This is a genomic window from Paraburkholderia flagellata, assembly GCF_021390645.1.
Lineage (GTDB): Bacteria > Pseudomonadota > Gammaproteobacteria > Burkholderiales > Burkholderiaceae > Paraburkholderia > Paraburkholderia flagellata.
This window is the reverse complement of sequence record NZ_JAJEJT010000001.1, coordinates 90,973-103,972: the sequence shown is the minus strand read 5'-3', so window position 1 is coordinate 103,972 and position 13,000 is coordinate 90,973. Positions and strand designations below refer to the sequence as shown.

At 66.4% G+C, this 13,000-nt stretch carries 11 protein-coding genes; all 11 read left to right on the top strand.

Annotation, left to right across the window (positions count from 1 at the left end; all coding sequences use genetic code 11):
- The first annotated feature begins 392 nt into the window (after positions 1–392).
- The 11 genes from L0U83_RS00465 (at position 393) to L0U83_RS00415 (ending at position 12,983) form a co-directional block, all read left to right on the top strand.
- Positions 393–1,163 carry a ferredoxin--NADP reductase gene (locus L0U83_RS00465; protein WP_233878936.1) on the top strand — a complete coding sequence of 257 codons (771 nt, stop codon included), beginning with the start codon at positions 393–395 and terminating at the stop codon, positions 1,161–1,163.
- 406 nt (positions 1,164–1,569) lie between these two features.
- The gene (locus L0U83_RS00460; RefSeq protein WP_233878935.1) at positions 1,570–2,592 is read left to right on the top strand and encodes a sensor histidine kinase; all 1,023 of its coding nucleotides are present in this window, start codon (positions 1,570–1,572) and stop codon (positions 2,590–2,592) included.
- Entirely contained in the window at positions 2,589–3,245 is a 657-nt protein-coding gene (gene rqpR / locus L0U83_RS00455; RefSeq protein WP_233878934.1) for a response regulator transcription factor RqpR, read from the top strand. Before L0U83_RS00460 ends, rqpR begins: the two co-directional genes overlap by 4 nt.
- Before the next feature lie 301 nt (positions 3,246–3,546).
- Entirely contained in the window at positions 3,547–4,965 is a 1,419-nt protein-coding gene (gene bcaP, locus L0U83_RS00450; protein ID WP_233878931.1) for a branched-chain amino acid transporter BcaP, read from the top strand.
- Between the two features lie 449 nt (positions 4,966–5,414).
- Positions 5,415–5,912 (top strand): (2Fe-2S)-binding protein, encoded by a 498-nt coding sequence (locus tag L0U83_RS00445; RefSeq protein WP_233878930.1) that lies wholly within the window; start codon positions 5,415–5,417, stop codon positions 5,910–5,912.
- Between the two features lie 14 nt (positions 5,913–5,926).
- The gene (locus L0U83_RS00440) at positions 5,927–8,317 is read left to right on the top strand and encodes a xanthine dehydrogenase family protein molybdopterin-binding subunit (protein WP_233878928.1); all 2,391 of its coding nucleotides are present in this window, start codon (positions 5,927–5,929) and stop codon (positions 8,315–8,317) included.
- 13 nt (positions 8,318–8,330) lie between these two features.
- Entirely contained in the window at positions 8,331–9,128 is a 798-nt protein-coding gene (locus L0U83_RS00435) for an FAD binding domain-containing protein (RefSeq protein ID WP_233878927.1), read from the top strand.
- Between the two features lie 78 nt (positions 9,129–9,206).
- Positions 9,207–10,094 (top strand): AAA family ATPase, encoded by an 888-nt coding sequence (locus L0U83_RS00430; RefSeq protein ID WP_158756689.1) that lies wholly within the window; start codon positions 9,207–9,209, stop codon positions 10,092–10,094.
- Positions 10,095–10,153: 59 nt separating this feature from the next.
- Complete coding sequence (locus tag L0U83_RS00425; protein ID WP_233883590.1) at positions 10,154–11,425, top strand: vWA domain-containing protein; 1,272 nt, start codon at positions 10,154–10,156, stop codon at positions 11,423–11,425.
- Positions 11,416–11,988, top strand: a complete 573-nt coding sequence (locus L0U83_RS00420; RefSeq protein WP_233878926.1) for an SRPBCC family protein — start codon at positions 11,416–11,418, stop codon at positions 11,986–11,988. Before L0U83_RS00425 ends, L0U83_RS00420 begins: the two co-directional genes overlap by 10 nt.
- Complete coding sequence (locus L0U83_RS00415) at positions 11,961–12,983, top strand: XdhC family protein (protein ID WP_233878924.1); 1,023 nt, start codon at positions 11,961–11,963, stop codon at positions 12,981–12,983. Before L0U83_RS00420 ends, L0U83_RS00415 begins: the two co-directional genes overlap by 28 nt.
- Positions 12,984–13,000: the final 17 nt, after the last annotated feature.

Below are 13,000 nucleotides of genomic sequence, written 5' to 3'. Positions count from 1 at the left end.
CCCACGGGGCCGGGAATCTGAGCCGCCGCCACCTTTTGCCGTCGCCAGCAGACCCCGCCGATGCGCGCCGATACGTGCTGCGCCCGCGTGCGGGAGCCAGCACATCGCCGCAGCGAGCCACCCTCCCTTGCTGCGCCTGGGGCACCCAACCCGGGCGAGGCGGATCGACAAGCAGGATCGACCGGGTCCTCGCGGCTCGAGCGCGGTAAAATAGCGGATTGCGCTTCGTTCGCAGCGAAGCGAACTGGCAACACAACAGGGACTTGCGTGGCGTAAGGCAACGACAGCCTCGCAGCCGGGTCCCGAGCATTTCGTCAAAGCTACGCTGTACTGGACAGCAAGCCGGCAGGATCGCCGCAGTCAGGCGGCGCTTGTTTCGCACTTCAGGAACCATGAGCAAATTCACCGAAGAAACCGTTCTGAGCGTCCACCACTGGACCGACACGCTTTTCAGCTTCACCTGCACGCGCGACCAGGCCCTGCGTTTCGACAACGGCCAGTTCACCATGGTCGGCCTCGAAGTGGACGGCAAGCCGCTGATGCGCGCGTACTCGCTCGCGAGCGCGAACTATGAAGAGCATCTGGAATTCCTGAGCATCAAGGTGCCGGACGGCCCGCTCACGTCGCGCCTGCAGCATCTGAAGATCGGCGACAAGGTTCTGATCGGCAAGAAGCCCGTCGGCACGCTGGTGGCCGACAACCTCCTGCCCGGCAAGGTGCTGTGGCTGCTCTCGACCGGCACGGGCCTCGCGCCCTTCATGTCGATCATCAAGGACCCGGACATCTACGACCGCTTCGACAAGATCGTGCTCACGCACACCTGCCGTTTCGTCGACGAACTCGCGTACAAGGACTTCATCACCGAAGAACTGCGCGAGCATGAATACCTCGGCGATATCGTGCGCGAGAAGCTGGTGTACTACCCGACCGTCACGCGCGAAGTGTTCGACAACCGCGGCCGTATCACCGAACTGATCGACACGAAGAAGCTGTTCGAAGACCTCGACCTGCCGCCGTTCACGCCGGAGCGCGACCGCATCATGCTCTGCGGCAGCACGCACATGCTGCGCGACACCGTCGAACTGCTCGAGCAGGCCGGCCTCAAGGAAGGCAGCAACAACCAGCCGGGTCACTACGTGGTGGAAAAGGCGTTCGTCGGCTAAGCGCCGCGCCCTGGTCGCCCGCGACTCGAAGAACCGGAGCCTTGCGCTCCGGTTTTTTTTCGCCCGCGCATTTTAATTTGGCCTCGTATCTTGTCGCTGACGCCGTTACAGTTGTCACACAAATGCGATACCTTTCCTGTCAGTATTTTTCCTACATGACAAAGGCCCGCGACCTCATGCTACACGTGAGGTTTTGCCGCTAACCCTTGTCCAGTATGAAGTTTTTCTTTTTTTAAGATATTATCGCAACGCAACATTGGATACACTGCTTCGTATCCAGGGGCAGAGCCAGGTTGTTACTGGTTGTAAATTTCGTTACGCTGCGCCGTGCTGTTCACCGTCACGCCGGGGAGACCAATCCCGACGGATGTCTGACAGCGGGAACCGGTTCCTGAACGGGGGATGGATGGATACGTCGAGATACGCCGCGCCGAACGCGCGCACGCCTGGCGGCGATGCGCCGCGCGCCGCTCATGGCGTCGACGGCCTCGCCTTCCTCGCATGGTCCGCCGCCGCCGACGAGGCGGCCACGCTAGCCGCGCTCGAAGAGTTCGATCGGGCGCATCGCCAGATTGCCGCGCCTGCGCGCGGCGAAGGCCGGCGCACGCGCCGGACGCTTTCCCACGGCGGCGCCGCCCAATCCATTCACGCTGACGAAGCCGCACGCCATCGGCTCGCGCGCGACCTGCACGACAGCGTTGGCGCGGAACTCGCCGCCACGCACTTCGCGCTCGCCAACGTCCACACCTGGCTGCCCGCCAACGCCCCGCCGCAATGCGCCGAAGCGCTCGCGCTCGTGGCCCGCTCGCTCGAAGCCGCGACCGGCGCGATGCGACACGTGCTCGACGGCCTGCACGCGCCGCAACTCGATGCGGGCCTGGCTCCCGCGCTCTCGGGCTGGGTGCGCGGTTTCGCGGAGCGCACGGGCCTCGCCGCCCGCGTGGCCGCTGCCAGCGACGACGCGCGCCTCGCCCGCCTGCCCGCCGAGGCCGCGCTCGCCGTGTTCCGCGTAGCCCAGGAAGCGCTCGCCAACGTGGCGCGCCACGCGCAGGCCACGTGCGCCGAGGTGCGGCTCGAAAGCACCGCGCGCCACCTCACGCTCACCATCGCCGACGACGGCATCGGCCTTGCGCGCGCCACCGTTCGCACACGCCGCCACCCGACGTACGGGCAGGACGACTGCAGCACTGAAAACCGCGCCACCCGCTCCGGTCATTACGGCCTCGCCGGCATGCGCGAGCGCTGCGCCGCCTTCGGCGGCTCGCTGCGCGCCGTCAAGGGCGGCATCGCGCGAGCGGCTCACGAAGGCACACAACACGAAGCGTCCCAGCGCGGCACGACTGTGCGCGCGCGCTTTGCATGGGACGCGCTGCTTGCCGTCTCCCAATCCGCCTCGCCCCTCCTGATGAAAGAAGGCGCCCGCTCATGACCCATCGCATCCTGCTCGTCGACGACCATGCCGTCGTGCGCCAGGGCGTTCGCCAGTTGCTGCTCGACCGCGGCATTGCGGCCGAGGTGATCGAGGCGCAAACGGGCGCCGAGGCGCTCGCCGCGATCGCGAAGCATGTGTGCGACGTGGTCCTGCTCGACATCTCGCTGCCGGACATGAACGGCGTGGAGGTGCTCAAGCGCGCCAAGAAAAAGGCGCCGCGCGTGCCGGTGCTGATGTTCTCGATGTATCGCGAGGATCAATACGCGGTGCGCGCGCTCAAGGCGGGCGCAGCGGGCTACCTCTCGAAGACGGTGGACGCCGCGCAGATGATCGCGGCCATCCAGCAGGTCGCCGCGGGCCGCAAGTACGTGAGCCCGGCGATGGCCGAAGCACTCGCCGACTACGTGCTGGTGGACGGCGAGCAACTGCCCCACGAGAAGCTCTCCGACCGGGAATACCAGACGCTGTGCATGCTCGCCTCGGGCAAGCGTCTCACCGACATCGCACACGCGCTTTCGCTTTCGGTGAAGACGGTGAGCGTCTACCGCACGCGCCTGCTCGAAAAGATGAAGCTCACCAACAACGCCGAGCTGACCTTCTATGTGATGAGCAACCGGCTCGTCGACCTCTCGCCCACCGTCAACGCCTGATAGCCAGGCGACGCTGCGGCATCAAGGCGGGCTTCTCGCCACAAACCGTTGATCTGGAAATGAAATTCGCCGTTTGCGCGGGTCCCGGCAAGGATCGCGCTCGCGCGTCCCGGTTTGCGGCGGAATCGTCCGCGTCACGCGAGCGTTTCCGACCCTGCTCAACCGGTCTCTCGCACCACATCCGCTAAAATTTAGGGTTTCCCCCAGACATCCGGCACGCGAAGCCGGCGAAGGCGGGCGTGGGTCAACGAACCGCGCCAGTGCCTCGCCTTCGCGCGTTTTACGTGGAGTTCCCCGCCAAATGTCCCTCTTTCGCAAGAAGAACGTCGAGCACATGCTGCAGGCGAGCGCCAAGGGCGCCGGCCTGAAAAAAGCACTTGGCGCGCTCGACCTCACCTTTCTCGGCATCGGCGCGATCATCGGCACCGGCATTTTCGTGCTGACCGGCACGGGCGCTGTGCAAGCCGGCCCAGCGCTCATGATCGCGTTCCTCATCGCCGCCGTGGCGTGCTGCTTCGCCGCGCTCGCCTACGCCGAGTTCGCCTCGACCATTCCGGTGGCCGGCTCGATCTACACCTACTCGTACGCTACGCTCGGCGAGCTGGCCGCGTGGGTGATCGGCTGGGACCTGATGCTCGAGTATGGGCTCGCCACTTCCGCGGTCTCGGTGGGCTGGTCTGGCTACCTGCAGTCGCTGCTTTCCGGCTTTGGCCTCACGCTGCCCGCCGCGCTCTCGGCCGCACCCGGCGCCGTGCCCGGCGTGCACACGCTCTTCAACCTGCCCGCCTTCCTCGTGATGATGGCGATCACGGCGCTCCTCTCCGTGGGCGTGCGCGAATCCACGCGCATCAACAACATCATGGTGGCGATCAAGGTGACCGTGGTGCTGCTCGTGATCGCCGTGGGCGTGTTCCACGTCACCCCTGCGAACTGGCATCCGTTCATGCCCAACGGCTGGCGCGGCGTGTTCGGCGCGGCGGCCGTGATGTTCTTCGCGTTCATCGGCTTCGACTCGGTGTCTTCCGCCGCCGAGGAAGTGAAGAACCCCAAGCGCGATCTGCCCATCGGCATCATCGCCTCGCTCGCCGTGTGCGCGGTGCTGTACGTCGCCGTGGCCGCTGTCGTGACCGGCATCGTGCCCTCGGAGCGCTTCGCGCACGTTGGCCATCCGGTCTCGTTCGCGCTCCAGGCGGTGGGCGAAAACTGGGTCGCAGGCTTCATCGATCTGGGCGCCGTGCTTGGCATGCTCACCGTGATCCTCGTGATGAGCTACGGCCAGACCCGCATCATCTACGCGATGTCGCGCGACGGCCTCTTGCCCGCCAGGCTCTCGAAGGTGCACCCGCGCTTCGCCACGCCGTTCTTCACGACATGGCTCGTGGGCATTTTCTTTGGCCTGATCGGCGCGCTCGTGCCGCTGAACGTGCTGGCCGAGCTCATCAACATCGGCACGCTCGCCGCATTCTCGATGGTGTCGATCGCCGTGCTCGTACTGCGCAAGACGCACCCGCACCTGCCGCGCGCGTTCCGCTGCCCGGGCGTGCCCGTGGTGCCCATTCTCGCGGTGGGCTCGTGCCTGTTTCTCATGATCAACCTTCAGCCGCTCACGTGGGTCGCGTTCCTGGTCTGGACCGCGTTCGGCCTCATCGTCTATTTCGGCTATTCGCGCCGGCATTCGCGCCTCGCGCACGAACCGCACGAACCCGTGCATCACGATTGATCAACGCCCGATCTCGCGGCGCTTCGATCTCGCTTCGATCGCTGCACTGCAACGCAACGGCCCGCCCCGAATCATCGAGGCGGGCCGTTTTTTTCGCGCGCCGCAAGCGTTCTGGAGGGTAAAACCCCGCGCAGCGGAATTCAGCAAATTGTGCTTTACTGTCCGGGCGTCACCCCAGGCTTCACTGAACAGAAAGGCACCAGCCGGACCCAGATTCCGCTCCACCCGTATCGGTTCAATTCGCCCGAACCGCCCCGCACTTTTTGCGCGGCGGTTTGCGTTGCGCGCGCAATGAAGCGCAATGCGTTAGACGGACGAGTTTGACTGCGGGCGGGTATGGCGGTCGATTCAGTGTACAAAAGCGGGCCCAGGCAGGTCTCTATCCCATCACATGGTATGGGACCGGAGCCACACGCAGCATCGGCTCCGGTCGACATTGGAGACAATCAATGGCGATCAGTATTAGCCTCACGGTCAACGGCGCGCCCGTGACCGCCGAGGTCGAACCCCACACGCTCCTCGTCCAGTTCCTGCGCGAACAGCAGCGTCTCACCGGCACGCACGTCGGCTGCGACACGGCGCAATGCGGGGCCTGCACCGTCCACCTGAACGGCCGCGCGATCAAGTCGTGCAACCAGCTCGCGGTGCAGTGCGACGGCATGGAGGTGACGACGATCGAAGGCCTCGCGAAAAACGGCACGCTGCATCCGATGCAGGCCGCGTTCCGCGAATGCCACGGCCTGCAATGCGGTTTCTGCACGCCCGGCATGGTGATGTGCGCGACCGCGCTCGCCGCCGCCAAGCCCGACCTCACCGAAGCGGACGTGCGCGAAGGGCTCGACGGAAACTTCTGCCGCTGTACGGGCTATCACAACATCGTGAAGGCCGTGGTCGCTGGCGCGCAGGAAATGCGCGCAGGCGCTCCCGCTGCTGCCACGACCGCTTGATTCGGGAGGCCACCATGAATGCACCCGAACCCAATCGCATGATCGGCGCGCCCGTCAAGCGCAAGGAAGACTTCCGCTTCCTCACCGGCGCCGGCCAGTACACCGACGACGTCGTGCTGCCCGCGCAAACCTACGCCGTGTTCGTGCGCTCGCCGCACGCGCATGCGCGCATCAAGAGCATCGACACGAACGCGGCCAAGGCCTCGCCCGGCGTCGTGGCCGTCTTCACCGGCGCGGACCTCGCGGCGGAAAACGTGGGCGGCCTGCCGTGCGGCTGGCTCATTCACAGCATCGACGGCACGCCGATGAACGAGCCGCCTCATCCGGTGATCGCGCACGAGAAAGCGCGCCACGTGGGCGACCAGGTCGCACTCGTGATCGCCGATTCGGTCAAGGCCGCGAAGGATGCTGCCGAACTGATCGAAGTCGATTACGAAGAGCTGCCCGCCATCGTCGACACGGCGCACGCCGCCGACGCGGGCCAGCCGCTCGTGCACGACGGCGTGCCGAACAACACCTGCTATACGTGGGGCCACGGCGACAAGGCCGCGACCGACGCCGCGTTCGCACAGGCCGCGCACGTGACGACGCTCGACATCGTCAACAACCGGCTCATACCGAACGCCATCGAGCCGCGCGCCGTGAACGCGAGCTACTCGCAGCACGACGACAGCTATACCGTGTACGTGGCGAACCAGAATCCGCACGTCGAGCGCCTGCTCATGGCCGCGTTCGTGCTCGGGCTGCCCGAAACGAAGCTGCGTATCGTCGCGCCCGACGTGGGCGGCGGCTTCGGCTCGAAGATCTTTCTGTACGCCGAAGATGTCGCGCTCACGTGGGCCTCGAAGAAGATTCGCCGTCCGATAAAGTGGACCGCCGAACGATCGGAGTCCTTCGTATCCGACGCACACGGCCGCGACCACGTCACGAAAGCCGAACTCGCGCTCGACAAGGACGGCAAGTTCCTCGCCATGCGCGTGCACACCACGGCGAACATGGGCGCGTATCTTTCGACGTTCGCCTCCAGCGTACCGACCATCCTCTACGCCACGCTGCTCGCGGGCCAGTACACCACGCCCGCGATCTACGCCGAGGTGAAGGCCGTGTTCACGAACACGGTGCCGGTGGATGCGTATCGCGGCGCGGGGCGCCCGGAAGCGACCTACGTGGTCGAGCGTCTGGTGGAAACGGCCGCGCGCGAAATGAACATCGATCCCGCCGAAATCCGCCGCCGCAACTTCATCACGAACTTCCCGTATGCCACGCCCGTGGGCCTCACCTACGACACTGGCGATTACGAAGCGTGCCTTGGGCGCGCGCTCGAACTCGCCGACGTCAAGGGCTTCGCCGCGCGCCGCGACGCATCGAAGGCGCGTGGCTTGCTGCGCGGCCTGGGCTACTCGTGCTACATCGAAGCGTGCGGGCTCGCGCCATCCAACATCGCGGGCGCGCTTGGCGCGCGTGCGGGCCTCTTCGAAGCGGGCGAGGTCCGCGTGAACCCGACCGGTTCCGTCACGGTCTTCACCGGCTCGCACAGCCACGGCCAGGGCCACGAGACAACCTTCGCGCAAGTCGTGGCCGATCGCTTAGGCGTGCCGATCGAGCAGGTCGAGATCGTGCACGGCGACACGGGCCGCATCCCCTTCGGCATGGGCACCTACGGCTCGCGCTCGATTTCGGTGGGCGGCTCGGCCATCATGAAGGCGCTCGACAAGATCGAGGCGAAGGCGAAGAAGATCGCCGCGCACATGCTCGAAGCGGGCGCGGAGGACATCGAGTTTGCCGACGGCGTGTTCCGCGTGGCGGGCACCGACCGCACGAAGACCTTCGCCGAAATCTCGCTCGCCGCGTATGTGCCGCACAACTATCCGCTGGAGACGCTCGAACCGGGCCTCGACGAAAGTGCGTTTTACGACCCGACCAACTTCACGTATCCGTCGGGCGCGTATCTGTGCGAAGTCGAAGTCGATCCCGAAACGGGCGAAACGCGCATCGAACGCTTCACCGCCGTCGACGACTTCGGCAACGTCATTAATCCGATGATCGTCGAAGGCCAGGTGCATGGCGGGCTCGGCCAGGGCATCGGCCAGGCGATGCTCGAACAGTGCGTGTACGACAAGGAGAGCGGACAGCTGCTCTCGGGCTCGTACATGGACTACGCGATGCCGCACGCGTCGGATGTGCCTTCGTACACGGTGGAAACCGCGAAAGGCACGCCGTGCACGCACAATCCGCTTGGCGTGAAGGGCTGCGGCGAGGCTGGCGCGATCGGTTCACCGCCCGCCGTCATCAACGCGATTCTGGACGCACTCGCGCCATTAGGCGTGAAGGACCTGCAGATGCCGGCCACGCCGCATCGTGTATGGCAAGCGATCCAGGCCGCGCAGTCCCCTTCACAACCTTGAGCGGAGGCGCTCCATGTACGCATTCGATTATCAGCGCGCCAGTGACGCGCAAGGCGCCGTGAAAGCCCTCGCGGCCGATGCCGACGCCAAATTCCTCGGCGGTGGCCAGAGCCTGCTCGCGGCGATGAAACTGCGCCTCGCGCAGCCCACCACGCTCGTGGACGTGACGCGCATTCCCGAGCTCAAAGCCGTGCAGGTGGACGGCAAGGTGGTGAAGGTGGGCGCGGCCGTGTGCCATGCCGACGTCGCCGAAAACGCGCAGATCCGCAACGCGCTGCCGGCGCTCGCGGACCTCGCGGGCATGATCGGCGACCGCCAGGTCCGCGCGCTCGGCACGCTCGGCGGCTCGCTCGCGAACGACGATCCGGCCGCCGACTATCCGGCTGCGGTGCTCGCACTGAACGCGACGGTGGTGACGGACCGGCGGCGCATCGCGGCCGACGACTTCTTTCGCGGCATGTACGAAACGGCTCTGGAGCCCGACGAGCTGATCGTGTCGGTCGAGTTCCAGGTGCCCGAACGCGCGGCCTACGAGAAGTTTCGCAATCCGGCCTCGCACTTCGCGCTCGCGGGCGTGTTCGTCGCGAAGTTCGCTGGCGAGGTGCGTGTGGCCGTCACGGGCGCCGGACCATCGGTGTTCCGCGCGGGCGCGCTGGAGAGCGCACTGAAGACAAACTTCGCGCCCGAAGCCGCACGCGCGGTGAAGGTCCCCGCCGACGACCTCAACACCGACTTGCATGCAAGTGCTGCATATCGCGCGCACCTGATCCCGGTGCTCGCGGCCCGCGCGGTGGCGAAGGCCAACGGCTAGGCTTGTCCCGAAGGCGAGCGCTTCCCGGTAGACAGGGAAGCGCTCGCCGCCTTTGATCCGCGCCCGCCAGACAGACTCATGCAATCCGCCTCGATCGACGACACCCTCGCGCAACTCGAAGCGCGCGGCTATTTCGCGAGCCGCGAACTCGCCACGGCGCTCTTTCTCGCGCTGCGCATGGAGCGCCCGCTGTTTCTCGAAGGCGAACCGGGCGTGGGCAAGACCGAACTCGCGAAAGCCGCTGCGGCGATGCTCGGCACGACGGTTTTGCGCCTGCAATGCTACGAAGGACTCGACACGGCGAGCGCGCTCTACGAGTGGGACTACCCGCGCCAGATCATGGCGCTGCGTCTTGCCGAAGCCGCTGGCGAAAAGCCGCGCAACGACACGCTCTATCGGGACGAATTTCTTTTGAAACGCCCGCTGCTCCAGTCCCTGCAACCCGATCCGCACAACCCTTCTGCGCGCCGCGTGCTGTTGATCGATGAAATCGACCGCGCCGATGAACCGTTCGAAGCCTTCCTGCTCGAACTCCTTTCGGACTTCCAGGTATCGATTCCCGAATACGGCACCGTCCGCGCGAGTACACCGCCGCTCGTGGTCATCACCTCGAACCGCACGCGCGAAGTGCACGACGCGCTCAAGCGGCGCTGTCTTTATCAATGGCTCGGATACCCGGATCGCGCGCGCGAACTCGCGATCGTGGCCGCGCGCGCGCCTGAAACCGCCCCGCAATTGCAGCATCGCGCCGTGGCGTTCGTGCACCAGTTGCGCACGATGGACCTTTTCAAGGCACCCGGCATTGCGGAGACGATCGACTGGTGCCGCGCGCTCTCCGCGCTCGCCGTGACGGAACTCGATCCGCAGTCGGTGCAGGACACGCTGGGCGTGCTCCTCAAGTACCAGGACGACCTCGCGCAGCTCGACGCGCAACGCATCGCGCAAACGCTCGCGCTTGCGGAGTGAGCACGATGCCCGCCGCCTCAACGCCTGAAGCCCACGCCACCGCCACATCGCCCGCTGCAATGCCCCCGCTCGCGCCCGTGTTTGCACGCAACGTCGTGCATTTCGTGCGTTTGCTGCGCGGCGCGGGCCTGCCGATGTCGCCTTCGCGCGCCGTCGACGCGATCGAAGCGCTGCGCCATATCGACCTCGGCCGCCGAGACGATGTGCATGCGGCGCTCGCAGCGTTGCTCACGAGCGCGCCCGACGAGAGGGAGATCTTCGACGCCGCCTTCGCCCTCTTCTGGCGCGATCCCGATTTCGAAGGCAAGCTGCGCGCGCTCCTGCTGCCGAAGGTACAAGGCGGCGTGCCGCCGCCGCGCCGCAACAACCGCCTCGCCGACGCGCTCGCGGCACGCCCCGCCACACGCCCGGGCGCGAAGCCGCCGCCCTCGCACGAAGAACACGAGTTGCGCGCACACGCCACGTTCAGCGCCGAAGAACGCCTGCGCCAGCGTGATTTCGACACCCTTTCCGCTGACGAGTGGCGCGCGCTGCGCCACCTGATCCGCGCGCGCCGCTTGCCGCTCGCCACCGAACGCACGCGGCGCCTGAAAGCATCGTCGCACGGCACGCACGCCGATTTGCGCGCGAGCGCGCGCCACGCGGTGCGCGCGGGCGGCGACTGGACCGTGTGGAAATATCGTGCGCCCGTGGAGCGCAAGCTGCCGCTCGTGCTGCTGCTCGACATCTCAGGCTCGATGAGCAGCTATTCGCGCGCGGTGCTCTACTTCTGCCACGCGCTATTGCAATCGCGCGAGCGTTTGCAGGTGTTTCTGTTCGGCACGCGCTTGACGCACGCCACGCGCGCGCTGCGCGAACGCGACCCCGACGTTGCGCTCACGCAGCTCGCTACTCAGGTCGCGGACTGGTCGGGCGGCACGCGCATCGGCGCGACGCTCGCCGAGTTCAACCGCCGCTGGGCGCGCCGCATGCTCGGCGGACGCGCGACAGTGCTGATCGTCACCGACGGGCTCGATCACGATGATTGCGGCGTCCTAAGCGACGAGATGGCGCGCCTGCATCGCTTCGCGCATCGCGTGCTGTGGCTCAATCCGCTCTTGCGTTACCGCGACTTCGTACCCAAAGCGCGTGGCGTGCAGGCGATGCTGCCGCACGTCGACGCGCATTACCCCGTCCACAATCTCGACAGCCTCGAAGCGTTCGCGCGCAGCCTGTGCGAAACCGCACCGGTTGCCCATGCGCCTCGAACGACGCCTCATCTGGCACAACCGGCACGCGCATTGCACACCTTGCAGGCGCGCCCGGCACAAGGAGAAACACGATGGAGCTGACAGAAAGCCACACGCTGCCGGTGCCGCAACAGCGCGCGTGGGAAGCGCTCAACGACACGGCGATCCTCAAGGCGTGCATACCGGGCTGCGAAAGCATCGAAGCCGATGGCGAGAACGCCTACGCCGTCGCGCTGACCGCCGCCGTGGGTCCGGTGAAGGCGCGCTTCAAGGGCCGCATGCAGCTCGCCGATATCGACGCCCCGAACAGCTACACAATCGTCTTCGAGGGCCAGGGCGGCGCAGCGGGTTTCGGCAAGGGCGACGCGCACGTGAAACTCGAATCCACCGGTGACGAGACGACCACGCTCACTTACACCGCAAACGCCCAGGTGGGCGGCAAGCTCGCGCAGATCGGCTCGCGCCTCGTGGACGGCGCAGCGCGCAAGATCGCCGGCGAGTTTTTCAAGCGCTTCGGGGAACAGCTGGGCGGCGATGCACAGCAAAATACCGATGAAGCAGCGGCGGCTGCCGCGAGCGACGCAGAAGCTCAGCCGCAAGGCGAAGACGCAGACGAAACACCGAAGAGGAAACGATCATGGACAGCGTGGATCTCGAAGTCCTGAAATCCAGCGTGCGCTGGCTCGACGAAGGGCACCGCGCGCTGCTGGTGACAGTGGTGAAAACGTGGGGCTCGTCGCCGCGCCCCGAGGGCGCGATGCTCGTGGTGCGAGACGATGGCCACGTGGTCGGCTCCGTTTCGGGCGGCTGCATCGAGGACGATCTGATCGACCGCGTGCGACGCGAAGGCGTCACGATTGCGAGACCCGAGGCCGTGAAGTACGGCATCACGGCGGAAGAGGCGCATCGTTTCGGACTGCCATGCGGCGGCACGATCCAGCTCGTCCTCGAACCGCTCTCCGAGGCCTCCGGCATTCGCGGACTGCTCGCAACGGTCGAGCGCGGCGAACTGGTTGCGCGCACACTCGATATGGCGAGCGGCCGCGCCACGCTCGGCCCCGCAAAAGCGACCGATGGCGTGGACTTCGACGACGCGCGCCTGCTCACGATTCACGGCCCGCGCTACCGCATGCTGGTGATCGGCGCGGGGCAACTTTCGCGCTATCTCTGCCAGATCGCAGTGGGGCTCGATTATCAGGTGACCGTGTGCGACCCGCGCGAGGAATACACCGACACCTGGGACGTGCCCGGCACGGCGCTCGTGCGCACCATGCCCGACGACACCGTGCTCGACATGAAGCTCGATGAACGCTGCGCCGTGATCGCGCTCACGCACGACCCCAAGCTCGACGATCTCGCGCTGATGGAGGCGCTCAAGACGCCCGCGTTCTACGTGGGCGCGCTCGGCTCGCGGCGCAACAATGCGGCGCGGCGCGAGCGGCTCAAGGAGTTCGACCTGAGCGAAGCGGAACTCGCGCGGCTGCATGGCCCGGTGGGCATTTACATCGGCAGCCGCACGCCGCCGGAGATCGCGGTGTCGATCCTCGCGGAGGTCACGGCGGCGAAAAACGGTGTGTCGCTGCCGACCATTCTCCAGGTGGAAGGCGCCAAGGCCGCGCGCGAACAGGCGGCGGGAGCAGGATCGACGTGCGATGTGTGAAGCCGCCGCGTTGCTGC

What these genes read in the sequence shown, in the direction of transcription:
- L0U83_RS00425 (WP_233883590.1), top strand. Translation starts at nt 10,154, where the DNA reads ATGCCCCCGCTCGCGCCCGTGTTTGCACGCAACGTCGTGCATTTCGTG.
- L0U83_RS00430 (WP_158756689.1), top strand. Translation starts at nt 9,207, where the DNA reads ATGCAATCCGCCTCGATCGACGACACCCTCGCGCAACTCGAAGCGCGC.
- L0U83_RS00440 (WP_233878928.1), top strand. Translation starts at nt 5,927, where the DNA reads ATGAATGCACCCGAACCCAATCGCATGATCGGCGCGCCCGTCAAGCGC.
- L0U83_RS00435 (WP_233878927.1), top strand. Translation starts at nt 8,331, where the DNA reads ATGTACGCATTCGATTATCAGCGCGCCAGTGACGCGCAAGGCGCCGTG.
- L0U83_RS00415 (WP_233878924.1), top strand. Translation starts at nt 11,961, where the DNA reads ATGGACAGCGTGGATCTCGAAGTCCTGAAATCCAGCGTGCGCTGGCTC.
- rqpR (WP_233878934.1), top strand. Translation starts at nt 2,589, where the DNA reads ATGACCCATCGCATCCTGCTCGTCGACGACCATGCCGTCGTGCGCCAG.
- L0U83_RS00465 (WP_233878936.1), top strand. Translation starts at nt 393, where the DNA reads ATGAGCAAATTCACCGAAGAAACCGTTCTGAGCGTCCACCACTGGACC.
- L0U83_RS00420 (WP_233878926.1), top strand. Translation starts at nt 11,416, where the DNA reads ATGGAGCTGACAGAAAGCCACACGCTGCCGGTGCCGCAACAGCGCGCG.
- L0U83_RS00445 (WP_233878930.1), top strand. Translation starts at nt 5,415, where the DNA reads ATGGCGATCAGTATTAGCCTCACGGTCAACGGCGCGCCCGTGACCGCC.
- L0U83_RS00460 (WP_233878935.1), top strand. Translation starts at nt 1,570, where the DNA reads ATGGATACGTCGAGATACGCCGCGCCGAACGCGCGCACGCCTGGCGGC.
- bcaP (WP_233878931.1), top strand. Translation starts at nt 3,547, where the DNA reads ATGTCCCTCTTTCGCAAGAAGAACGTCGAGCACATGCTGCAGGCGAGC.